The following is a 20,711-nucleotide window of genomic DNA, read 5'->3' as shown; positions in this document are numbered from 1 at the left end:
GCCGGGCACGTCAGGGCGCGGGGAAGGGCGGCGCCTGCGGCACGCCGGCGTAGGGCAGCGGGGCCGGTCGCGGTGCCTGCTTCGGGGCCAGGTGGTGGCGGCGGATGGCGTTGAAGACCAGCACGTTGACCAGGTGCATCCCGCCGAGGATCAGCGCGACGGTGCCGACCTTCACCGAGAGCAGCTCGAAGACCTCCCGCGCGGTGGGCACCTCGGCGTGGCTGGTCAGGAAGAGCGTCACGAAGCCGAGGCTGACCAGGTAGAAGCCGACGACCAGCAGCTGGTTGACGGCGTTGGCGAGCCCGGGGCTGTCGGCGAAGACCTCGGTGAGGAAGGTGCGGCCGTGCCGGCTCAGCGTCCGGGCGACGAGCACCGTCAACGGGATGCTGATCAGCAGGTAGAGGGCGTAGGCGACGACTATGCGATCCATGGTTCCTCCTTGTTTTGAACGTGTTCAAGAAGGACGGTAGCGCGCTTTTTGAACACGTTCAAGAGGGTAGGGTCACACCGACCGGGAGGTACCACCGTGAAACGCATCGCCGCCGGGCTGACGGCCGCCGCGCTCGTCGCCCTCTTCGTGCCCGCGACCGCTTCCGCGAGCTTCGGGACCAACGTCCGCTTCGCGACCTTCAACGCATCGCTGAACCGGGCGGCCGCCGGGCAGCTGGTGACGGACCTCTCGACGCCGGGCAACGCCCAGGCCCAGGAGGTCGCCGAGGTCGTCCAGCGCAACCGCGCCGACGTCCAGCTGATCAACGAGTTCGACTACGTGCCGGGCAACAAGGCCGCGGACCTGTTCCGGAAGAACTACCTGGCGGTCGGCCAGCACGGCGCGAAGCCGATCGACTACCCGTACGCCTACACCGCGCCGGTCAACACGGGCGTGCCGACGGGCTTCGACCTCGACCGCGACGGCACGGTCGGCCTCGGCAACGACGCGCAGGGCTTCGGCACGTTCGAGGGCCAGTACGGGCTGCTGGTGCTGTCGAAGTTCCCGATCGACCTCGCGCACGTCCGGACGTTCCAGAAGTTCTTGTGGAAGGACATGCCGGGCGCGCTGCTCCCGGACGACCCGGCCACGCCGGCGCCGCACGACTGGTACAGCCCGGCCGAGCTGAACGTGCTGCGGCTGTCGTCGAAGTCGCACTGGGATCTGCCGCTGAAGATCGGCCGCTCGACCGTCCACTTCCTGGTTTCGCACCCGACGCCGCCGAGCTTCGACGGCCCGGAGGACCGCAACGGCACCCGCAACCACGACGAGATCCGCTTCTGGGCCGACTACGTGACGCCGGGCAAGGCCGGCTACATCTACGACGACCGCGGCCACCGAGGCGGCCTGAGCGCCTCGGAGCGGTTCGTCGTGGCGGGCGACAACAATTCGGACCCGCTGGACGGCGACAGCGTGCCGGGTGCGATCGAGCAGCTGCTGAACGCGCGCCGGGTGATCCAGACGCACCCGGGCAGCCGCGGCGCGGTGCTGGCGTCCCAGGCCCAGGGCGGTGCGAACGTGGGCCAGAAGAGCGACCCGTTCTTCGACACGGGCGACTTCAACGACGTCGCGCCGGGCAACCTCCGGACGGACTACGTGCTGCCGTCGAAGGGCCTGCTGCCGTGGCACGCGGAGGTGTTCTGGCCGGTGCCGTCGGACGAGCTGGCCCGGCTGAACGACGCCTCCGACCACCACCTGGTCCGCGTGGACGTCCTGGTGCCACTACGGTGAGATCATGCGGATCGCGATTCTCGACGACTACCAGGACGTCGCCCTGACCTTCGGTGACTGGGACTCGCTCAAAGCCGACATCACGGTCTTCACCGAGCCCCTCACCGACGTCGTGGCGCAGCTCCAGGGCTTCGAAGCGATCGTCGCGATGCGCGAGCGGACCCGGTTCCCCGCCGAGGTGCTCGACCGGCTGCCGGACCTGAAACTGCTGGTCAGCACCGGTCCTCGCAACGCGGCCATCGACGTCCCGGCCGCGCGCCGCAACGGCGTCGTCGTGTCCCGGACCGGGTACCTCGGCGAGCCCACCGCCGAGCACACCTGGGCGCTGATCCTCGCCGCGGCGCGGAACCTGCCGCAGGAGTTCCGGAACATGCGCGAAGGCGGCTGGCAGACGACCGTCGGGACCATGCTGCACGGCAAGATGTTCGGCCTGCTCGGCCTCGGCCGGCTCGGGGCCGGCGCGGCGAAGATCGGGCAGGTCTTCGGCATGGAAACCATTGCCTGGAGCCAGAACCTGACGCAGGAGAAGGCCGATCCGCACGGCGTCACGGCGGTGTCCAAAGAGGAGCTGTTCGCCCGCTCGGACGTGCTGTCGATCCACCTGGTGCTCAGCGGGCGCACCCGTGGCCTGGTCGGCGCGGCCGAGCTCGCCGCGATGAAGCCGTCCGCGTTGCTGGTGAACACCTCGCGCGGCCCGATCGTCGACGAGGCCGCGCTGGTGGACGCCTTGCGGCGCAAGGAGATCCGGGCGGCGGCGCTGGACGTCTACGACGTCGAGCCGTTCCCGGCCGACCATCCACTGAGGACGCTGGACAATGCTGTGCTGACGCCGCACCTCGGGTTCGTCGCCCGGGAGACCTACGAGATCTTCTACGGCGACGCCGTCGAGGACATCGCCGCCTACCAGGCGGGGGAGCCGATCCGGCTCATGGAGTAGCTGGCGTGCGGCCCGCCGGGGCCCGAGGTCCCCGCACCGGCCCGGCGGCGGGCCCGCACGAGAACCATGACACCACCCGCGCTTCGTGCCGGGCAGGGTCCAAAGACCCTGCTCAGGGCGTCCGTTCGGCTGAACGACCCGCCCGTGCGGGTCGTGAGTGAGAAACAGTGCCAGAACCCGGTTTCCCGCTCACGAGAACGGGACCGCGTCCGGTGCGCAGGTCGTGCCCTCGGCCGGCGCGCTCAGGTCGGTCAGGTACTTGACGACGGCTGTCGCGGCGCAGGCGCTCGGCGCGTCCAGTGAAGTGTGGCCGTACCCGTCGACGACCAGCACCCGCCCGTCGCCCAGCTCGGCCGCCGTCGCCTGCGCGTTGTGCAGCGGTGTTGCCGGGTCGAACCGGTTGTTCAGCACGAGGATCGGGTTCTTCCGCGCCCGGTTCCACGGGCCCGTGTACCGGTCCTCGTCGTGCGCGGGCCAGCCGACGCACTGGGCCATCGAGAACACCGAGCCCAGCCCGAAGTAGGGCTGACGCGCGCTTTCCCGGGCCGCCAGCGCCGCGTAGTCCGCCGGCGACGACGGGTTGTCGCTGTCGACGCATTGGACCGCCAGAAACCCGGGGGAGTGCGTCGGCACGTACGGGTCGAGTACCGGCGAAGCGGCGCCGGAATCCGACGGCATCGCGGAAAGGGTCTGGGCGAGCCGCTTCCACCGGCCGGACTGGTACAGCGCGCTGTCGACCGTCTTCATCAGCGAGCCCACGCCCGTGGTGCGCGACGCCCGCGCGAAGACCCCGGCGAACTTCGCCTTCGGGTCACCGCCGGAGAAGGCGCACTTCGGCCCGGCCGCGGCGCACACCGCGAAGAACTGGTCCAGCTCCTGCTGCTGCGCCCCGGCGACGTCGGCGCGGACGTCGACCGGCTGCTTCTCCTGCCCCGGCTTCCCGGTGGCGTTCGCGACCAGGTCGAGCGTGCCGTCGAGGGTCATCGCGCGGACCTTGTCCGGGAACAGGTTCGCGTACGTGCCGCCCAGGTAGGTGCCGTAGGAGTAGCCGTAGAAGTTCAGCGCGGCGTCGCCGACGGCCTGGCGCAGCAGCTCCAGGTCGCGCGCCACGTTCGCCGTCGACAGGTGGCTCAGCAGCGCGCCCGACCCGGCCGCGCACGCCTTCCCGGGCGCCGCGCTCGCCGCGAAGAACGCGTCCGGCTGCCGCAGCGGTGAGCCCGGCCCGGGCGCGTGGTCGGCGCCGGGACAGCTGATCGGCGCGGACCCGCCGATCCCGCGCGGGTCGAAGCTCACCAGGTCGAAGCGGGCCTTCAGCTCGGCGGGGTAGCGGTCGGCGAACCGCGTCAGCTCGCCGACGCCGTCCGTGCCCGGGCCGCCGAAGTTGAAGAACAGCGAGCCGAGCCGACGGCCCGGGTCGCCCGCCGGCAGCCGGATCACCGAGAGCGTGATCGCGGTGCCCTTCGGCTCGCGGTAGCTCAGCGGCACGGACGCGGCCGCGCACTGGTACTTCCCGTGGCACGGCGCCCAGCGCAGCGCGGGCACGGCGGCGCCGTTGGTGCCCAGCGCGGGCGGGGCTTCGGGGGCGGCCGCCGAGGACGCCGGGGGAGTGGGGGCGGCCTGGGGCGCGCTGCAGGCGGCGAGCAGGAGCAGCAGCGCGGCGAGGAGCGGCTTCACGCGCTCAATTCCGCCAGGACGGCGTCGGTGTAGCGCGGCCAGACCTCGGCGGCCCACGGGCCGAACGCGCGGTCGGTCAGCGCGACGCAGGCCGCGCCCGCGTCCGGGTCGACCCAGAGGAACGTGCCGGACTGGCCGAAGTGCCCGAACGTGCGCGGCGAGCTGTGCGCGCCGGTCCAGTGCGGGCTCTTGTGGTCGCGGATCTCGAAGCCCAGGCCCCAGTCGTTGGGCTTCTGGTGCCCGAACCCGGGCAGCACCCCGGACAGGCCGGGGAAGACGACGTTCGTCGCCTCGGCGACGGTGGCGGGGTCGAGCAGCTTGGGTGCCTGCAGCTCGGCGGCGAACGCGACCAGGTCGTCCACAGTGGACACCGCGCCGGACGCGGGCGAGCCGTCGAGCGTCGTGCTCGTCATGCCCAGCGGGGTGAACAGCGCTTCGGCCTGGTACTGCGCGAACGGGATGCCGGAGTGCTCGGCCAGGACGTCGGCCAGCTGTTCGAACCCGGCGTTGGAGTAGAGCCGCCGCGTGCCGGGCTCGGCCATGGCCTTGTGCGCGTCGAAGGCGAGGCCCGAGGTGTGGGCCAGCAGGTGCCGCACGGTCGAGCCCTCGGGGCCGGCCGGGGTGTCGAGCTCGACGACGCCCTCTTCGATCGCGATGAGCGCGGCGTAGGCGGTCAGCGGCTTGCTGACCGAGGCCAGCCGGAACTTCCGCGCGGGGTCGCCGTGGCGGCCCACGACGCTCCCGTCCGCGGACACCACGGCCGTCGCGGCGTTGTCCACCGGCCACTCGTCGATCAGGCGCACGCTGTCCATGCGTCCACCCTACGAAACGCCGCGAAGGCCTCCGCACCGGTGTCGGGGACCGGTGCGAAGGCCTTCGCGGGGTGTTCTGCCTCAGGCGTCGAGATCGGTGGCGACCAGCTGGGCGACCGCTTCCACGGCCTCCTCGGCGCCCTCTCCCTCGGCGCTGATGACGACCTCGTCGCCGTACCCGGCGGCGAGCGTCATCAGGTTGAGCACGCTGCCGGCGGCCACCGGGCTCCCGCCGGCCTTCGCGATCTGCACCGCGACGGGTTGCGCCGCGGCCGCCTTCGCCACCAGCGCGGCCGGCCTGGCGTGCAGGCCCACCTTGCTCGCCACGGCGACGCGTTTCTCCGGCATGTTCGTCCTCTCCCTAGGGGTTTACGTCGGTTGTGATGTTACTTCGCGGCGGTGGCCTCGAGGTCCGACTGGATCGAGTCGTCCTCGCGGCCCGGCGTGCGCAGGTTCCACTTGGTGATGGCGAACCGGAACACGACGTAGTAGATCACCGCGTAGACCAGGCCGATCGGCACCAGCAGCCACGGCTTCTGCGCGGCCGGGGCACCCAGGTTCAGCAGGAAGTCGATGCCGCCCGCGGAGAAGTTGAAGCTCTGGTGGATGCCCAGCGCGTTGCAGATCGCCAGCGAGGTGCCGGTCATGATCGCGTGGAAGAGGTACAGCGGCCACGCGACGAACATGAACGAGAACTCGATCGGCTCGGTGACACCGGTGATGAACGAGGTCAGCGCCGCGGAGATCATCACACCGCCGACGATCTTCTTCTGCGCCGGACGCGCGGTCTGCCAGATGGCCAGGGCCGCGGCGGGCAGCGCGAACATGAAGATCGGGAAGAAGCCCGTGGTGAACGCACCCGCGGACGTCTTGCCGGCGATGAAGTTGTTGATGTCACCACCGTCGAAGATGAACCACACCGGCACGTTCAGCAGCTGGTGCAGACCGACCGGGATGAGCAGGCGGTTCAGCGCGCCGTAGATGCCGCCACCGACGATCGGGGACGAGGTGACCGCGTCGCCGACGTGCTCGATGCCCGTGTTGACGTACTTGAACAGCAGGCCGAAGATCACGCCGAGGACCAGCAGCACCAGGGCCGTGATGATCGGGACGAACCGGCGGCCGCCGAAGAACGCCAGGTAGGCGGGCAGCTTGATGCGGTGGTAGCGCTGCCACAGCAGGGCGGCGACGATACCGACGACGACACCGGCGAGCACCGAGTAGGGCCAGTTGATCGGCGCCAGCTCGGTGGATCCGGCCTTGTACTTCGGTACCTCGCTCAGGGGGGCGAAGACCTGGATGACGGCGGTGAAGACGAAGAAGCCGACGACCGCGGCGACACCGGTCGAACCATCGCCCTTCTTGGCGAAGCCGACCGCGATACCGACCGCGAACAGCAGCGGCAGCCAGTTGAACAGCGTGCCACCCGCGGCCGCGAGGACCGAGGCGACCTTGTTCCAGCCCAGCCCGTCCTTGCCGAGCATGTCGTCCTGCCCGAACCGCAGCAGGATGCCCGCCGCAGGGAGCGTGGCGATGGGAAGCATGAGGCTACGGCCGAAGCGCTGAAGACCGGCGAGGCCTCCGCCGCTCTTCTTCGTCGCCCCCTCCGCGGTGGTGGAGCTCATCTGGATCCTCCATAGTGGGGTGGTTGACCGGGCTCCGGGGTGTTCCGGTCCAACTGCATGGTCACCTGGTAATGATCTCCCCGGTACCAGGACGTGATGTCTTCGATGGGGTCCCCGTTCGCGCTGGAGACCCGCCGGAACACGAGCAGGGGACTGCCGGCGCGCATGCCGAGCAGCCGGGCCGTCTCGCGGTCCGCTCCTTCGGCCCAGACCGTCTGCCACGCCTGGTCGGGACGCACGTCGTACGTCTCGGCCAGCTGCGCGTAGATGGACTGGGTCAGGTCGAGCTCGAGCAGGCCGGGAGCCCGGCCCGCGTGGTACCAGCCGCGTTCGACGGCCAGGGGCACGCCGTCGGCGTGGCGCAACCGCACGAGGTGGTGTGCGGGGGCGCCCTCGGCCAGGCCGAGGGCGTGCGCCGAAGCGGTCGGCGGGACTTCGGTGGCCGCCGAGACCACCTCGGTCGTCGGGGTCAGCCCGCGCCGGCGCATGTCGTCGGTGAACGACATCAGGTAGAGCTGCAGCTCCATCCGCCGGGCCGCGGTGAACGTGCCCTTGCCGCGGACCCGGGCGAGCAGACCTTCCTCGACCAGCTTGCCGATCGCCGATCTGACCGTGAGCCGCGACACGCCGTAGCGCTGGGCGAGCTCACGTTCCGACGGGATCGGCGCACCCGGCGGGAGTTCCCGTTCCACCGTGCGGCGGAGGATCTCCCGCAGCTGGGCGTGCTTGGGCGTGGGCCCGTTGACGACCCGGTCGGGTGGCGGGACGTGCGCTGCCGCGCTCATCGGCGTCACCCTCCTCGTTCTCGCGTCACCGGGGACCGGTGCTCGCGTCCGGCCCGGAACATTGGTACGTTCCGGTCTAGACCAATGATCTGATGGGGCAGGATGCTCCGCCGTGCGGACGGGTGTCAACCACCGTTATCCGTTCGTGGCCCGCGGCGGGGTGCATGCCGACGAACGGCGTAGTACAGGTGGACACGCGGTTCGCGTCAGGTTGGGAACAAACAGTGATCAAGGAGACCGCGATGGCGGATGACAGGCCCGAAAAGATCCTCGCCGCACTCGGCGGCACGGAGAACCTCACCGAGATCGAGGGCTGCATCACGCGGCTGCGCTGCGAGGTCGAGGACATGAGCCTCGTCGACGAGGCGGCGCTGAAGAAGGCCGGCGCGATGGGCGTGGTCAAGATGGGGTCCTCGGCCCTGCAGGTGATCGTCGGGCCGGAGGCGGACACGATCGCCAGCGACATCGAGGACCTGCTGTGAGCCTGGAGATCCTCAGCCCGGTCGCCGGGCGTGTGGTGCCGATCACCGAGGTCCCGGACCCGGTGTTCGCCCAGGCCATGGTGGGTCCGGGCATCGCGGTGCAGCCGGCGGGCGGGCGGTCGGACGCGGTCGCGCCGGTCGACGGCACCGTCGCGACGCTGCACCCGCACGCCTACGTCGTCGCGACCGAGGACGGCAAGGCCGTGCTGGTGCACCTGGGGATCGACACGGTCAAGGAGAAGGGCGAAGGCTTCACGCTGCACGTCGTCAAGGGCGAGCAGGTGCGGGCCGGCCAGCCGATCGTCAGCTGGGACCCGGAGGCGGTGACCGCGGCGGGCTACTCGGCGATCGTCCCGGTCGTCGCGCTGGACGCCTCGGCGGACGTGCTGTCCGGTTTGGACGCCGAGCGCGAGGTCGCCGCCGGTGACCGGCTGTTCGGCTGGGACGCCTGAGTCGGCTTTGTCACACGAAGGGCCCTTGTGGACAGACGTCCCCAAGGGCCCTTCATGCCGACCGGCCCGTCAGCCGGTGACGACCTTCCCGTTCTCGACCTTGACCGCCACCGACGGCAGCGGCTTGTTCGCCGGGCCCTGCTTGACCTCCCCGGTGAGCGCGTTGAAGACCGAGCCGTGGCACGGGCAGACGAGGTCGGCGCCCTTCGGGGCGACCGTGCAGCCCTGGTGCGTGCAGATCGCGCTGAACGCGGCGCAGGCCGACTCGGACGTCCGGGCCACGATGACGTCGGAGCCGTCCGGGGCCTTGGCGGCCTTCGCCTCCCCGACCGGGACGTCGGCGAGCGCGACCAGCGGCGTCCCGGCGGCGATCGGCGCCTGCGCGGTGCCCGGCTTGGCGTCGTCCGAGGAACCGCACGCGGAGAGCGCGACGGCACCGACGGCGGCACCGGCGACGGCGGCACCCGTGGTGAGGACGGTGCGGCGGGAGTGGGTTTCGGCAGTCATGCCCCACTAAACGAGATCGACACCGCATCGGTTCAATTCGCGGTGAACCGGATCGGCCCCTGTTCCGTGTATGTACCCGAGTGGGTGTGGAGTGGAGGATCGATCATGGTGAGTTGGGTTCTGCGCATCGTCGTGGCGGCCGCGCTGCTGGGCTCGGCGGGCGTGCACTACTTCCTGTGGACCGAGGACTACCCGGGCATCGTCGGGCCGTTGTTCCTGCTCGACGCGATCGGCGGCCTGGTCCTCGCGATCGCGGTGCTGGCCTGGCGGCACTGGCTGCCCGCGCTGGGCGCGGTCGGGTTCGGGGTGCTGACGCTCGGCGCGTACGTGCTCGCCGCGACCGTCGGGTTCGCCGGGAACCACGACCAGTTCAACAGCCAGCCGGAGTACTGGGGCGTGATCACCGAGGCGGTCTGCATCGTCGGTGGCCTGGCGCTGATGTTCGTGAAGGACCGGCGTCGAGTAGCGGCCTGAGTTCGTGGGGGAAGTCGCCGAAGACGCGCTGATGCGCGCGCTGCACGAGGAACACGCGGGCGCGCTGTGGTCGTACGCGCTGCACCTGACCTCCGGCGACCGGATCCGGGCCGAGGACGTCGTCCAGGAGACGCTGCTGCGCGCCTGGCGGTCGACGGCGGTGCTGGACCAGTCGCAGGGCTCGGCGCGGGCGTGGCTGTTCACGGTGGCGCGGCGCATCGCGATCGACGGCTGGCGCTCGGCGTCGGCCCGCTCGGAGGTGATGACCGACCGGCCACCCGAGCGGGCGGTCGGCGACGGGACCGACCGCGCGGTGCAGGGCTGGCTGGTCGCGGAGGCGCTCGCCGAGCTGTCGGAGCGGCACCGCGAGGTGCTCGTGCTGTGTTACTTCCAGGGCTATTCCGTAGCGGACGCGGCGACGCGGCTGGGCGTGGCCGAAGGGACGGTCAAGTCGCGCACGCACTACGCGCTGCGCGCGCTGCGCCTGGTGCTCGAGGAGAGGGGGGTGACCCAGTGAGCGAGGACCCGTTCGCGACGTTCGACGCGGCGTACGTGCTCGGGGCGCTTTCCCCCGAGGACCGCCAGCGCTTCGAGCAGCACCTGCGCACGTGCGACCGGTGCGCGGCCTCGGTGCGGGACATGGCGGGGCTGCCGGGCTTGCTGGCCCGGGTCGACGCCGCCCCCGTGGTGCCGGACGTGGGCCCGCCCCCGCCGGACCTGCTGCCGACGGTGCTCAGGCGTGTCCGGCGCGGCCGCCGGATCCGGCTGGCGGTGACGTCGGTGTCGGCCGCGGTGGCGGTCTCGGCGTGCGTGGCGCTGGCGGTGGTGGCGGCGTGGCCTCCCGCGGCACCACCGCCGTCGATCGCGATGACGGCACTGGGCCAGTTCCCGGTCCGCGCGGACGCCCGCCTGGACGCGTTCGAGTGGGGCACGCAGGTGGACATGTCGTGCAGCTACACGGGCGAGCGCAGCAGCGGCGAGTACATCCTGGTGGCGATCTCGCGTTCCGGGACGGAGACCCAGCTGGCGACGTGGAAGGCGGTCCCGGACAACACGGCCCGCATCGTGATCGGCACGGCGTTGAAGCGGACGGACCTGGCGGCGCTGGAGGTGCGCGGGGGCAGCGGCCGAGCTCTGCTGCGGCTGACTTTGTGACGGGGGTGGCGGCTCGTCCGGGACGCAGGGGGTCCCGGACGAGCCCCTTCCCGCGCCCTCACCTCGACGCCCCAGGTACGCGAGTCGTCCCTCCAGGTACGCGAGCCGACCCTCCAGGTACGCGAGCCGACCCTCCAGGTACGCGAGCCGACCGCCCAGGTACGTGAGCCGACCCTCCAGGTACGCGAGTCGACCGCCCAGGTACGCGAGCCGACCTTCCGGGTACGCGTGTCGACCCGGCAATCACGCGTGTCGACCCTCTGATCACACGTGTCGACCGCGTAATCACGCGAGCCGGGCCGTGAACCGGCGGCCGCGGCTTCGCCGGTGCGTGCGTCCCCACGCCCCGCGCGTCGCCCACAGGAGTGAAACCGGGCCCGGAACGTAGCGAACGGACCGTTCGCGACGCCCGGCATTTGCCCAGCTCACCCCGCCCGCAGCACCCTGGACCCATGCCCCCGACGATCTTCGTCCTTGCCACCGCGGCGGCCGCCGGAGCCGCCACCGCGCCACCCGCGGCGTGGGCACTCGACCGCGTCAAAGCTCCGATCCCGGTCCGGCGCGCCGCCGTGCTGGCTGCCGTCGGTGTTCTCCTCGTCACCGCGTGCTGGCTGGCCGGCAGCCGGCCCGCCTGGTGGCTGCCCGTCCCGCTCGCACTCACCGTCGTCGCGGCCCCGCTCGCCCTCGCCGACCTGCGCCACCTCCGGCTGCCGGACGTCCTCACCCTGCCCGCCTACCCGCTCTTCGGCGCCGCGATCGGGGCCGCCGCGCTCGGTGGTGGCGGGCCGTCGGTCGCCGTGCGCGCGGCCGCCGGTGCCCTCCTCTTCGGCGCCGCGCACGCGGCGGTCCGGAGTGCCGCACCCCACAGCCTCGGTGCCGGTGACGTGAAGCTGGCCGGCAGCCTCGGCGCGGTACTCGGCGCGGCCGGCTGGCCCGCCCTCGCCGTCGCGGCCGTGCTGGCGGCGCTGCTGAGCCTGGCCGTCGCGCTCGTGCAGAGAGCCCGGCGCGTGCCCCACGGTCCCGCCCTGCTCGCCGCCACCTGGCTGTGCGCCCTCTTCCCCGGTGCGGCATGACCGGAACACTCTTCGGGCCCGCCCGGCCCCCGTGACAGGATTGAGCCCATGTTGCGCTGGATCACCGCAGGTGAATCGCACGGACCCGCGCTGGCCGCCGTGCTCGAAGGCATGCCCGCCGGCGTCGGCGTCACCACCGCCGACGTCACCGAGCAGCTCGCCCGGCGTCGCCTCGGCTTCGGGCGCAGCCCGCGGATGGGCTTCGAGACCGACCACATCGACTTCCTCGGCGGCGTGCGCCACGGCCTCACCCAGGGCGGCCCGGTCGCGATCCAGATCGAGAACGCCGAGTGGCCCAAGTGGGAGCAGGTCATGGCGGCCGACCCGGTCGACCCGCAGATCCTCGAAGGCCTCGCGCGCAACGAACCGCTCACCCGGCCCCGCCCGGGCCACGCCGACCTGCCCGGCATGCAGAAGTACGGCTTCGACGAGGCCCGCCCCGTCCTCGAACGCGCCAGCGCGCGGGAGACGGCGTCGCGGACCGCGCTCGGCACCGTCGCGCGGAACTTCCTCAAGCAGCTGCTCGGCGTCGAGATCCTCAGCCACGTCGTCTCGATCGGCGGGGCCGACGCGCCCGAAGGCCCACTGCCCGTCGCCGCCGACCTGGCCGCCATCGACGAGAGCCCGGTGCGCGCCTTCAGCCAGGAAGGCACCGACGCGATGGTCGCCGAGGTCGACGCCGTGCGGAAGGCGGGCGACACCGTCGGTGGCGTCATCGAGGTCCTCGCCTACGGCCTCCCGCCGGGCCTCGGCTCCCACGTCCACTGGGACCGCCGGCTCGACGCCCGCCTCGCCGGCGCGCTGATGGGCGTCCAGGCCATGAAGGGCGTCGAGGTCGGCGACGGCTTCACCACCGCCCGCCGCTGGGGCAGCCAGGCGCACGACGAGATCGACCGCGGCACCGGCCCGGTCGGCGTCACCCGCCGGTCCAACCGCGCGGGCGGCCTCGAAGGCGGCATCACCAACGGCGAGCCGCTTCGCGTGCGCGTCGCCATGAAGCCGATCTCGACCGTCCCCAAAGCACTGTCCACAGTGGACGTCAAGACCGGCGAGCCCGCCGTCGCGATCCACCAGCGGTCCGACGTCTGCGCCGTGCCGCGCGCCGGGGTCGTGCTCGAATCGGTCGTGGCACTCGTCCTCGCCGACGCCGCGCTCGAGAAGTTCGGCGGCGACTCCCTGGTGGAAAGCAAGCGCAACGCCGAGGCGTACCTGAAAGCCCTCGAGGAGCGCTGGTGAGCCCTCGTGCGGTGATCGTCGGCCCGCCCGGTTCGGGCAAGAGCACGGTCGGCCCGCTGCTGGCGGCCGCGCTCGGCGTCGAATTCCGGGACAGCGACGCCGACATCGTCGCGCGCACCGGGCGCACCATCGCGGACATCTTCGCGGAAGACGGCGAACCCGCTTTCCGCGCGCTGGAAGAAGAAGCGGTCGCCACCGGGCTGGCCGAGCACAGCGGCGTCCTGTCCCTCGGCGGCGGAGCCCCGCTCACCCCGGGCACCCGGGCCCGGCTGGCCGAGCACACCGTGGTGTTCCTCAACGTCGGCCTCGCCGCCGGGGTGCAGCGCACCGGCCTGTCGTCGGCGCGGCCGCTGCTGGCCGGGGTGAACCCCCGCGCCACGTTCAAGAAACTGCTCGACGAGCGGGTGCCCGTCTACCGCGAGGTCGCCACGGTCGAGGTCGTCACCGACGACCGGACGCCCACCGAGATCGTCGCGGACCTCGCCGCGCGGCTCGTCCCCGCCGAAGCCAAGGAGTGAGTCACCCCGTGTCCGATCCGGTGCGCATCCCCGTCGCCACCGCCCGTCCCTACGACGTCGTGGTCGGCCGCGGCCTGCTCGGCGACCTCACCGCGCAGCTGGCCGACGCCTCGAAGATCGCGCTGATCCACCCGCCCACGCTGACCACCACGGCCGAGGCGATCCGCGAGGAGCTGATCGCCGCCGGGCTCGACGCGCACCGCGTCGAAATCCCCGACGCCGAGGACGGCAAGGCGCTCACCGTCGCGAGCTTCTGCTGGGAGGTGCTCGGCCGGATCGGGCTGGACCGCCGCGGGGTCGTCGTCGGTCTCGGCGGCGGCGCGGTCACCGACCTCGCCGGGTTCGTCGCGGGTACGTGGATGCGCGGAGTCCGGCTGGTCAACGTCCCGACGACGCTGCTCGGCATGGTCGACGCCGCGGTCGGCGGCAAGACCGGCATCAACACCGAGGCGGGCAAGAACCTGGTCGGCGTGTTCCACGAGCCGAGCGCGGTGTTCGTCGACCTCGCGACGCTGGAGACGCTGCCGCCGAACGAGCTCGTCGCCGGGATGGCCGAGGTCGTGAAGACGGGCTTCATCGCCGACCCGCGGATCCTCGAGCTGATCGAGGCCGACCCGGCCGGCGCGCTCGACGCGAGCGGCGACGTGCTGGCCGAGCTGGTCCGCCGCTCGATCCAGGTGAAGGCCGACGTCGTGGCCGCCGACCTGCGCGAGTCCGACCTGCGGGAGATCCTCAACTACGGCCACACCCTCGGTCACGCCATCGAGCGCCGCGAACGGTACCGGTGGCGCCACGGCGCCGCGGTGAGCGTCGGGCTGGTGTTCGCCGCCGAGCTGGCGCGGCTGGCCGGGCGCCTCGACGACGCGACCGCCGAGCGTCACGCCGCCGTGCTGAAGCTGCTCGGCCTGCCGACGACGTACGACGCCGACGCGCTGCCGCAGCTGCTGGAAACCATGAAGGGCGACAAGAAAACCCGGTCCGGTGTCCTGCGGTTCGTCGTCCTCGACGGCCTCGCGAAGCCGGGCCGGCTTGAGGGCCCGGACCCGTCGCTGCTGGCGGCCGCCTACTCGGCGATCGCGGCCGACACTCCGAAGAGTGGCGGGAGCGTGCTGCTGTGAAGGCGTTCGTGTTCAACGGCCCGAACCTCGGGCGGCTGGGCAAGCGCGAGCCGTCGGTCTACGGCTCGACCACCCACGACGACCTCGCGGCGCTGTGCGTGAAGACGGGCGAGGAGCTGGGGATCGAGGTCGAGGTCCGGCAGACCGACCACGAGGGCGAGCTGGTCGGCTGGCTGCACGAAGCCGCCGACGGCGGCAACCCGGTAGTGCTCAACGCGGGCGCGTGGACGCACTACTCGATCGCGGTGCGCGACGCCGCGGCGCAGCTGTCCGCGCCGCTGATCGAGCTGCACATCTCGAACGTGCACAAGCGGGAGGCGTTCCGGCACCACAGCGTGCTGTCGGACATCGCGACCGCGGTGATCGCCGGTCTCGGCGTCGACGGCTATCCGCTCGCCCTGCGGTGGCTCGCCGCGCACCCGGGATGACGCTGCCGACGCTGACCACGGCGCGGCTGAAGCTGCGTCAGCTGGTCGAGGCGGACCGCGAAGCCGTCGTGAAGGTGTTCTCCGACCCGGAGATGAGCCGGTTCTTCGCCGCGGACTTCTCCGACCCGGCGGCGGCGAGCGCGATGGTCGACCGCCGGCTGTCCTACCGCGGCCCGGCGGGCCAGGGCCACTGGGTGATCGAGCGCGACGGCGAGGTGATCGGCGTCGCGCACCTGCGGCCGTCATCGGAACTGCCCGGCGGCGTGGCGGAGCTGGGTTATTACGTCGCGAGCGCGCACGCGGGGCAGAGGCTGGCGAGCGAGGCCGCGCGGGCGGTGCTGGACCACGGCCTCGACGCGCTCGGGCTGCCGGCGGTGTGGGCGCTGGTGCACGAGAACAACGCGGCGAGCCGGAAGGTGGCGGCCCGGCTGGGTTTCCTGGACGTCGGCAGCGGCATCCACTACGGCGACCTGCACCGCGTGCTGGTCGCGTTGGCGCCGGTGGCCGGACGGCCGCACCACATCGAGCTGTGGGTGCCGGACCTGGCGGAGGCCGAGCGGAGCTGGGGCTGGCTGCTGGGCGAGCTGGGGTGGCGCGAGTTCCAGCGCTGGCCCGCGGGCATCAGCTGGCGCCGCGGCGGGACGTACGTGGTGGTGGAGGCATCACCGGCGATGAGCGCCCCGGAGCACGAGCGCACCCGGCCGGGCTTGAACCACCTGGCACTGCACGTGGGGACGCGGGCGCAGGTCGACGACCTGGCCGAGCGCGCCACCGACCACGGCTGGCGAGCGTTGTTCGCCGACCGGTATCCGTACGCGGGCGGGGAAGCGCATTACGCGGCCTACCTGGAGAACGAGGCCGGCTTCGAGGTCGAGCTGGTGGCCCTCGAAGGCCCGCCGGCCGGGAACTGACCCAAGCCTCGCGACCGACAGCCTGTCGGTCGGGGACTGTCCCGTGGTTCGCGCTCGCGGTTCGCGGGTCGGGAGCTGACTTGAGCTTCGCGCTCGACGTTCCGCAGGCTGGCCTGACTCGAGTTTCTCGCGCGCAGGCCCACCGACGGGGGCTGACTTGAGTTTCGCGCTCGATGGCCCGCTGCTCGAGACTGGCCCGGGCTTCGCGACCGAGGCCAGCCCCGCGGGGCTGGCCTCGGCAAGTCGGGGCTGCCGCGCGCCGACGCCGCGGCCCAACTGGGATGCGGCGTGGCTGGACCCGCCGCGCCGGGGTGGCCCTCGGCAAAGTCGGGGGCGTGGCGTCCCGGCGGCTGTCGACCCGGCCGCCGTCGAGCGTCGTGCCACCCGGTCTGACCGGCCCACACTCCGAAACCCCTTGCCGGACCGCGATCTTCACCCACGATCAGACGACCGTCGACCAGGTGTGCCGCCACTCGGACGAGGTGGGTCTCGCTACACTCCGATGTCGTGCGCCCGTTTCGTCGTGGGGGTCGGCGACCCGCTCGTGTTCTGCTCGCCAGTGCTCTGGCCGGGCTGCTCGTCGCGGGGTGCACCGAGGGTTACGCCCAGCCTCAGGCCGCGGGGGACAATCCCGCCATCGCCGGTGGGAAGTCCAGCTCCCCGCCGCGGCCGGTCGATGTCAAGCTCGCTTCGGGTGACCCCCGGGAGAGTGGTGGCGTGATCGCCGCCGGTGGGGCGGATGCCGTCTACAACTACGGGCCCTCCGTCATGCTCGATCGCGGGCAGACCCGGATGTGGTGGTGCAGCCAGTACGGCGGTGCCGGGCCCGCCGGTGACGACATCCTCTACGCCCAGGCCCAGTCGATCGACGGTCCGTTCGCCGGGCCCGGTGGCGGCATCCCGGCCGCCGTCTTCTCCGGCGCCCCCGGGAACTTCGACGGCATGCACACCTGCGACCCGTCGGTGCTGCGCGTCGGCTCGACCTACTACCTCTACTACACCGGGGCGGCGGGCGACCACGCGCTCGGCAACGCAGTCGGGCTCGCCACCAGCCCGGACGGCGTGCACTGGACCCGCGCGGCGGGCGGGAAGCCGATCCTCGGGCCGTCGCACGACGTGCACCGCGCCAACGTCTACGGCGCCGGGCAGCCCTCGGTCGTCTACCTCGACGGCTGGTTCTACCTGATGTTCACCGACACCACCGGCCGCGCCGCGGCGTGGAACGGCGCCGGGCAGTTCGTGCTCCGGTCGCGCGATCCCGCGTTCGGGTCCGGGGTGCAGGCCCTCGACGTCGGCGGGTTCGTGCCGGTGACCTCGACCTCCGCGCCGCGCGGCCGGTCGGTGGTCGAGGGGTTCAGCGCCGACCTGATGTGGGTCGGGGCGCTCGACGCGTTCGTCATCGCGCACGAGACCGACACCGGGACGACGCTCACGTTCTGGACCGCGGACTTCACCGAGAACCCGTTCCAGCCGGTGGTCGTCCCCGGCCCGTGGAAGGAGGGGCCGGGGCTGGTGCGCCGCGCGGACGGGCACGCGCCGCTGTCGTCGGCCGCCCCGTGCGACCGGGTGCCGCTCGACGTCGTGCGCGCGACCACGATCGGCGGGGCCGCCGCGCCGACCGCCCTGCGGCACTTCGGGCTCGACCTGCTCGGCAGCCAGGCCTGCGCGAGCCCGGGCCGGGTGGCCGCGACGTTCGACGGCGTGACGATGCCGTCGCCGGACCGGACGATGGACCTCGTCCGCGCGGGGCACCGGGTGCGGGTCGACCGCCGCGGGGTCGCCGTCGCCCTGGCCGGCGAGCTGCTGGAGAAGGAACCGCCGGAGGTGGCCGCGCTGCCGGTGACGACCCGGCTGCGCTCGGGCGCGGACGCGGTCCAGGCCCCGGGCCGCGGGCTCGCGCTGGTCCTCGACGACCGCCGCCTGTGGGGCGTGCCGGACGCCGGGATCGTGGGGAACAACGGCTCGGCGGCACACCCGGTGACGGACGCCCAGTGGGACCACTTCCCGCAAGGCACCTCGCTGGTCGGCTGACGCCGGAAGCTAGGCCCGGGGTTCCCTGCTGTGCGACCGGATCCGCGGCGACGGTCGCGGCCGGACTTCCTCTTCCGCCCGGACCCGGCGGCGCGGTCGCGGCGAAGGCGCCCGCTCCTCGTCGGCTTCCGAATCCTCTGAATCCTCCGAGTCCGACGGCTTGGACCGCCCGATCCGCCCGCCCACGAACAACCCGAGCCCGGCCGGAACCAGCACCAGCAGCGCCGAGAACGCCGCCCCGCCCGTCAACGCCCCGCCCAGCTCCGACACGCCCGTCTGGTCGACGAACACCGCCCGCCCGATCACGTACAGGAGCCCCGACACGACCCCCGCCACCAGCGCGGCGATGAACCACGCGCGGCCTCGGTCGGGGACGTCGCGCCACGCGTCCAGCGCGCTCCACAGGGCTGCCGCGCCGACCAGAACGGCCAGGGCCACCGAGGTCACCAGGGTCTGGTCCGTCGGGTGGTACACGGCGTACTTCGCCAGCAGCGTCAGCGCGACGCCGTGGAGCACCGCCATCCCGAGTCCGCGGATCACCCAAGCGCTCATCCTGCGCAGTGTAGGCCAGGTTACCGGCGAGTCGCTTGGCGTGCGCCGACTAGGCTGGAGCGGTGCCTGAAACCCATGGACGACGCCGGGCGGCGCTGCGCGGGCTGCTGACCGAAGCCGGCCTCGACGCGCTGCTGGTCACCGATCTGCTCAACATCCGCTACCTCACCGGGTTCACCGGGTCGAACGCCGCCGTGCTGCTGCACGCCGGGGGCGACGCGAAGACGCTCTTCTGCACCGACGGCCGCTACACGACCCAGTCGGCCGCCGAGGTGCCCGACCTGGACAAGGTCGTCGACCGGGCCAGCGCCGCCGCCCTCGTCGCGAAAGCCGCGAAGGACACCGGAACCTACGGGCGGGTCGGCTTCGAGAGCCAGCACGTCAGCGTCGAAGAGTACGAGTCCCTCAAGAAGGACGTGGCCCTCGAACGGACCCCGGGGCTCGTCGAGAAGCTGCGCCTGGTGAAGGACGAAGCCGAGATCGAGGCGCTGCGCCAGGCGTGCGCCGCCGCCGACCGGGCGCTGGACGACCTCGTCGCCGCCGGTGGCCTGCGGCCCGGCCGGACCGAGCTGGAAATCGCCCGTGACCTGGAGAACCGGATGCTGGAGCACGGCTCGGCCGAGCCCAGCTTCGCCTCCATCATCGCCGCCGGCGCGCACTCGGCCATCCCGCACCACCAGCCGACGCACGCCCAGCTGAAGCGTGGCGACTTCGTCAAGATGGACTTCGGCGCGACCGTCGACGGCTACCACTCCGACATGACCCGCACCTTCGTCCTCGGCGAACCCGCGGACTGGCAGCGGGAGGTGTACGACCTCGTGCACGCCGCCCAGGCGGCCGGGGTCGCCGCCGTCGCGCCCGGCACCGAGGTGTCCGATGTGGACGCCGCGGCGCGGAAGGTGATCGCGGACGCGGGCCACGGCGAGCACTTCGCGCACGGTCTCGGCCACGGCGTCGGCCTGCAGATCCACGAGGCGCCCAGCTTCGCCGCGACGGGCGTCGGTACACTGTCCGCCGGTATGGCGGTCACCGTCGAGCCCGGCGTGTACCTCGCGGGGCGCGGTGGCGTGCGCATCGAGGACACGCTCGTCGTGCGGGCTGGGGAGCCCGAACTCCTCACCCTGAGCACCAAGAACCTCGTGGTCGTCTGACAACGGCCCCGAACCCGAAGACACAGGAGACTGCAAGCTCGTGGCCACGACCAACGACCTGAAGAACGGGCTCGTCCTCAACCTCGAGGGCCAGCTGTGGACCGTCACCGCGTTCCAGCACGTCAAGCCGGGCAAGGGCGGCGCCTTCGTGCGCACGACCCTCAAGCACGTGCTCACCGGCAAGGTGGTCGACAAGACGTTCAACGCGGGCACGAAGGTCGAGACGGCCACGGTGGACCGCCGGAACATGACCTACCTGTACAAGGACGGCCAGGACTTCGTGTTCATGGACGGCGACACCTACGACCAGATCACGGTGCTGGCCGCGGTCGTCGGCGACAACGCCAACTACATGCTCGAGAACACCGAGGTCCAGGTCGCGGTGCACGAGAACGAGGCGCTCTACGTCGAGCTCCCGACCTCGGTCGAGATCGTCATCCAGCACACCGACCCGGGCCTGCAGGGCGACCGCTCCACCGGCGGCACCAAGCCGGCGACGCTGGAGACCGGCGCGGAGATCCAGGTCCCGCTGTTCCTGTCCACCGGCGAGAAGATCAAGGTCGACACCCGCGACGGCCGTTACCTGGGCCGCGTCTCCAACTGATGCCGACGTCGAAGCCCCACCCCAACCGCGGCGGCGCGATCAGCCGGCGGCAGGCGCGCCGTCGCGCGGTGGAAATGCTGTACGAGGCCGCGCAGCGCGACACCGACGCGGTGACGCTGCTGGCCGACCGGGTCGGCGCGACCGAGGTCGACCCCGTCGGGGACTACACGATCACCCTGGTCGAGGGCGTGACCGGCCGGAAGACGCAGATCGACGAGCTGCTGGCCGAGCACGCGCAGGGCTGGACCCTGGAGCGGATGCCGAAGGTCGACCTCGCGGTGCTGCGGGTCGGGGTCTACGAGCTGCTCTGGGCCGAGGACGTGCCGGACCCCGTCGCGATCGACGAGGCCGTCGGCCTGGCGAAGGAACTGTCCACGGACGATTCGCCGCGGTTCGTCAACGGCGTGCTGGGCCGGATCGGCACGATCGCCGACCGCCTGCGCGCGGTTCTGTAGCTGTCGCGAGC

25 protein-coding genes are annotated in these 20,711 nt (G+C 72.2%); 17 read left to right on the top strand and 8 right to left on the bottom strand.

Annotated elements, in window-relative coordinates:
* Nucleotides 1–10 precede the first annotated feature (10 nt).
* Entirely contained in the window at nt 11–430 is a 420-nt protein-coding gene (locus QSK39_RS40475) for a hypothetical protein (protein WP_284745349.1), read from the bottom strand.
* 96 nt (nt 431–526) lie between these two features.
* Between QSK39_RS40475 and QSK39_RS40470 the strand changes: the two genes are divergently transcribed.
* Nucleotides 527–1,720 (top strand): endonuclease/exonuclease/phosphatase family protein, encoded by a 1,194-nt coding sequence (locus tag QSK39_RS40470; protein ID WP_285483112.1) that lies wholly within the window; start codon nt 527–529, stop codon nt 1,718–1,720.
* Nucleotides 1,721–1,724: 4 nt separating this feature from the next.
* Entirely contained in the window at nt 1,725–2,657 is a 933-nt protein-coding gene (locus QSK39_RS40465) for a D-2-hydroxyacid dehydrogenase family protein (protein WP_285483111.1), read from the top strand.
* Between the two features lie 189 nt (nt 2,658–2,846).
* Here QSK39_RS40465 and QSK39_RS40460 read toward each other — a convergent pair whose 3' ends face one another.
* The 5 genes from QSK39_RS40460 to QSK39_RS40440 all read right to left on the bottom strand — a co-directional run bounded on the left by QSK39_RS40460 (nt 2,847) and on the right by QSK39_RS40440 (nt 7,553).
* Entirely contained in the window at nt 2,847–4,331 is a 1,485-nt protein-coding gene (locus QSK39_RS40460) for an alpha/beta hydrolase (protein ID WP_285483110.1), read from the bottom strand.
* Nucleotides 4,328–5,143 carry a serine hydrolase domain-containing protein gene (locus QSK39_RS40455; RefSeq protein WP_285483109.1) on the bottom strand — a complete coding sequence of 272 codons (816 nt, stop codon included), beginning with the start codon at nt 5,141–5,143 and terminating at the stop codon, nt 4,328–4,330. Before QSK39_RS40455 ends, QSK39_RS40460 begins: the two co-directional genes overlap by 4 nt.
* 81 nt (nt 5,144–5,224) lie before the next feature.
* A complete protein-coding gene (locus QSK39_RS40450) occupies nt 5,225–5,491 on the bottom strand; it encodes an HPr family phosphocarrier protein (protein ID WP_013224593.1) in 267 nt (88 codons plus the stop codon).
* A gap of 38 nt (nt 5,492–5,529) precedes the next feature.
* On the bottom strand, nt 5,530–6,768 hold the full coding sequence (locus tag QSK39_RS40445; RefSeq protein WP_285483108.1) for a PTS transporter subunit EIIC: 1,239 nt from the start codon (nt 6,766–6,768) through the stop codon (nt 5,530–5,532).
* On the bottom strand, nt 6,765–7,553 hold the full coding sequence (locus QSK39_RS40440; protein ID WP_284745355.1) for a GntR family transcriptional regulator: 789 nt from the start codon (nt 7,551–7,553) through the stop codon (nt 6,765–6,767). Before QSK39_RS40440 ends, QSK39_RS40445 begins: the two co-directional genes overlap by 4 nt.
* A 242-nt stretch (nt 7,554–7,795) precedes the next feature.
* On the opposite strand from QSK39_RS40440, the gene QSK39_RS40435 reads away from it, so the two are divergent.
* A complete protein-coding gene (locus QSK39_RS40435) occupies nt 7,796–8,035 on the top strand; it encodes a PTS sugar transporter subunit IIB (protein WP_167379806.1) in 240 nt (79 codons plus the stop codon).
* Nucleotides 8,032–8,487 carry a PTS sugar transporter subunit IIA gene (locus tag QSK39_RS40430; RefSeq protein ID WP_284745356.1) on the top strand — a complete coding sequence of 152 codons (456 nt, stop codon included), beginning with the start codon at nt 8,032–8,034 and terminating at the stop codon, nt 8,485–8,487. Before QSK39_RS40435 ends, QSK39_RS40430 begins: the two co-directional genes overlap by 4 nt.
* Before the next feature lie 69 nt (nt 8,488–8,556).
* Here the strand turns inward: QSK39_RS40430 and QSK39_RS40425 are convergent, their stop codons facing one another.
* Nucleotides 8,557–8,994 (bottom strand): QcrA and Rieske domain-containing protein, encoded by a 438-nt coding sequence (locus QSK39_RS40425; RefSeq protein ID WP_284745357.1) that lies wholly within the window; start codon nt 8,992–8,994, stop codon nt 8,557–8,559.
* Nucleotides 8,995–9,099: 105 nt separating this feature from the next.
* Here QSK39_RS40425 and QSK39_RS40420 point away from each other — a divergent pair, with 105 nt between their 5' ends.
* The 10 genes from QSK39_RS40420 (at nt 9,100) to QSK39_RS40375 (ending at nt 17,938) form a co-directional block, all read left to right on the top strand.
* On the top strand, nt 9,100–9,468 hold the full coding sequence (locus tag QSK39_RS40420) for a hypothetical protein (protein ID WP_257919254.1): 369 nt from the start codon (nt 9,100–9,102) through the stop codon (nt 9,466–9,468).
* A 4-nt stretch (nt 9,469–9,472) separates the two neighbouring features.
* Nucleotides 9,473–9,985 carry a sigma-70 family RNA polymerase sigma factor gene (locus QSK39_RS40415; protein ID WP_284745359.1) on the top strand — a complete coding sequence of 171 codons (513 nt, stop codon included), beginning with the start codon at nt 9,473–9,475 and terminating at the stop codon, nt 9,983–9,985.
* Nucleotides 9,982–10,623 (top strand): anti-sigma factor family protein, encoded by a 642-nt coding sequence (locus QSK39_RS40410; RefSeq protein ID WP_285483107.1) that lies wholly within the window; start codon nt 9,982–9,984, stop codon nt 10,621–10,623. Before QSK39_RS40415 ends, QSK39_RS40410 begins: the two co-directional genes overlap by 4 nt.
* Before the next feature lie 452 nt (nt 10,624–11,075).
* A complete protein-coding gene (locus tag QSK39_RS40405) occupies nt 11,076–11,696 on the top strand; it encodes a prepilin peptidase (protein WP_285483106.1) in 621 nt (206 codons plus the stop codon).
* A 48-nt stretch (nt 11,697–11,744) separates the two neighbouring features.
* On the top strand, nt 11,745–12,932 hold the full coding sequence (gene aroC, locus QSK39_RS40400) for a chorismate synthase (protein ID WP_285483105.1): 1,188 nt from the start codon (nt 11,745–11,747) through the stop codon (nt 12,930–12,932).
* On the top strand, nt 12,929–13,450 hold the full coding sequence (locus tag QSK39_RS40395; RefSeq protein WP_285483104.1) for a shikimate kinase: 522 nt from the start codon (nt 12,929–12,931) through the stop codon (nt 13,448–13,450). The genes aroC and QSK39_RS40395 overlap by 4 nt, the downstream gene beginning before the upstream one ends.
* A gap of 8 nt (nt 13,451–13,458) precedes the next feature.
* On the top strand, nt 13,459–14,568 hold the full coding sequence (gene aroB, locus QSK39_RS40390) for a 3-dehydroquinate synthase (RefSeq protein ID WP_285483103.1): 1,110 nt from the start codon (nt 13,459–13,461) through the stop codon (nt 14,566–14,568).
* Nucleotides 14,565–14,996 carry a type II 3-dehydroquinate dehydratase gene (gene aroQ / locus QSK39_RS40385; RefSeq protein ID WP_086671145.1) on the top strand — a complete coding sequence of 144 codons (432 nt, stop codon included), beginning with the start codon at nt 14,565–14,567 and terminating at the stop codon, nt 14,994–14,996. The genes aroB and aroQ overlap by 4 nt, the downstream gene beginning before the upstream one ends.
* Nucleotides 14,993–15,907 (top strand): GNAT family N-acetyltransferase, encoded by a 915-nt coding sequence (locus tag QSK39_RS40380; protein ID WP_285483102.1) that lies wholly within the window; start codon nt 14,993–14,995, stop codon nt 15,905–15,907. The genes aroQ and QSK39_RS40380 overlap by 4 nt, the downstream gene beginning before the upstream one ends.
* Before the next feature lie 549 nt (nt 15,908–16,456).
* Nucleotides 16,457–17,938 carry a glycoside hydrolase family protein gene (locus tag QSK39_RS40375; RefSeq protein ID WP_285483622.1) on the top strand — a complete coding sequence of 494 codons (1,482 nt, stop codon included), beginning with the start codon at nt 16,457–16,459 and terminating at the stop codon, nt 17,936–17,938.
* Nucleotides 17,939–17,947: 9 nt separating this feature from the next.
* Here the strand turns inward: QSK39_RS40375 and QSK39_RS40370 are convergent, their stop codons facing one another.
* Complete coding sequence (locus QSK39_RS40370; RefSeq protein ID WP_285483101.1) at nt 17,948–18,490, bottom strand: B-4DMT family transporter; 543 nt, start codon at nt 18,488–18,490, stop codon at nt 17,948–17,950.
* A gap of 62 nt (nt 18,491–18,552) precedes the next feature.
* Here QSK39_RS40370 and QSK39_RS40365 point away from each other — a divergent pair, with 62 nt between their 5' ends.
* The 3 genes from QSK39_RS40365 to nusB are packed head-to-tail and all read left to right on the top strand — an operon-like array spanning nt 18,553 to nt 20,700.
* Nucleotides 18,553–19,641 carry a M24 family metallopeptidase gene (locus QSK39_RS40365; protein ID WP_285483100.1) on the top strand — a complete coding sequence of 363 codons (1,089 nt, stop codon included), beginning with the start codon at nt 18,553–18,555 and terminating at the stop codon, nt 19,639–19,641.
* Nucleotides 19,642–19,681: 40 nt separating this feature from the next.
* Complete coding sequence (gene efp, locus QSK39_RS40360) at nt 19,682–20,245, top strand: elongation factor P (RefSeq protein WP_285483099.1); 564 nt, start codon at nt 19,682–19,684, stop codon at nt 20,243–20,245.
* Entirely contained in the window at nt 20,245–20,700 is a 456-nt protein-coding gene (gene nusB, locus QSK39_RS40355; protein ID WP_285483098.1) for a transcription antitermination factor NusB, read from the top strand. Before efp ends, nusB begins: the two co-directional genes overlap by 1 nt.
* The last annotated feature ends 11 nt before the right edge of the window (nt 20,701–20,711 follow it).

The sequence above is a fragment of the Amycolatopsis sp. NBRC 101858 genome (genome assembly GCF_030269325.1).
In the GTDB taxonomy this organism is placed as follows: Bacteria; Actinomycetota; Actinomycetes; order Mycobacteriales; family Pseudonocardiaceae; genus Amycolatopsis; species Amycolatopsis ponsaeliensis.
The sequence above is the reverse complement of the archived record's forward strand: the minus strand, read 5'-3'. Positions and strand labels throughout refer to the sequence as shown.

What these genes read in the sequence shown, in the direction of transcription:
- QSK39_RS40475 (WP_284745349.1), bottom strand. Translation starts at nt 430, where the DNA reads ATGGATCGCATAGTCGTCGCCTACGCCCTCTACCTGCTGATCAGCATC.
- QSK39_RS40465 (WP_285483111.1), top strand. Translation starts at nt 1,725, where the DNA reads ATGCGGATCGCGATTCTCGACGACTACCAGGACGTCGCCCTGACCTTC.
- QSK39_RS40455 (WP_285483109.1), bottom strand. Translation starts at nt 5,143, where the DNA reads ATGGACAGCGTGCGCCTGATCGACGAGTGGCCGGTGGACAACGCCGCG.
- QSK39_RS40450 (WP_013224593.1), bottom strand. Translation starts at nt 5,491, where the DNA reads ATGCCGGAGAAACGCGTCGCCGTGGCGAGCAAGGTGGGCCTGCACGCC.
- QSK39_RS40445 (WP_285483108.1), bottom strand. Translation starts at nt 6,768, where the DNA reads ATGAGCTCCACCACCGCGGAGGGGGCGACGAAGAAGAGCGGCGGAGGC.
- QSK39_RS40440 (WP_284745355.1), bottom strand. Translation starts at nt 7,553, where the DNA reads ATGAGCGCGGCAGCGCACGTCCCGCCACCCGACCGGGTCGTCAACGGG.
- QSK39_RS40435 (WP_167379806.1), top strand. Translation starts at nt 7,796, where the DNA reads ATGGCGGATGACAGGCCCGAAAAGATCCTCGCCGCACTCGGCGGCACG.
- QSK39_RS40425 (WP_284745357.1), bottom strand. Translation starts at nt 8,994, where the DNA reads ATGACTGCCGAAACCCACTCCCGCCGCACCGTCCTCACCACGGGTGCC.
- QSK39_RS40420 (WP_257919254.1), top strand. Translation starts at nt 9,100, where the DNA reads ATGGTGAGTTGGGTTCTGCGCATCGTCGTGGCGGCCGCGCTGCTGGGC.
- QSK39_RS40405 (WP_285483106.1), top strand. Translation starts at nt 11,076, where the DNA reads ATGCCCCCGACGATCTTCGTCCTTGCCACCGCGGCGGCCGCCGGAGCC.
- aroC (WP_285483105.1), top strand. Translation starts at nt 11,745, where the DNA reads ATGTTGCGCTGGATCACCGCAGGTGAATCGCACGGACCCGCGCTGGCC.
- QSK39_RS40380 (WP_285483102.1), top strand. Translation starts at nt 14,993, where the DNA reads ATGACGCTGCCGACGCTGACCACGGCGCGGCTGAAGCTGCGTCAGCTG.
- QSK39_RS40370 (WP_285483101.1), bottom strand. Translation starts at nt 18,490, where the DNA reads ATGAGCGCTTGGGTGATCCGCGGACTCGGGATGGCGGTGCTCCACGGC.
- nusB (WP_285483098.1), top strand. Translation starts at nt 20,245, where the DNA reads ATGCCGACGTCGAAGCCCCACCCCAACCGCGGCGGCGCGATCAGCCGG.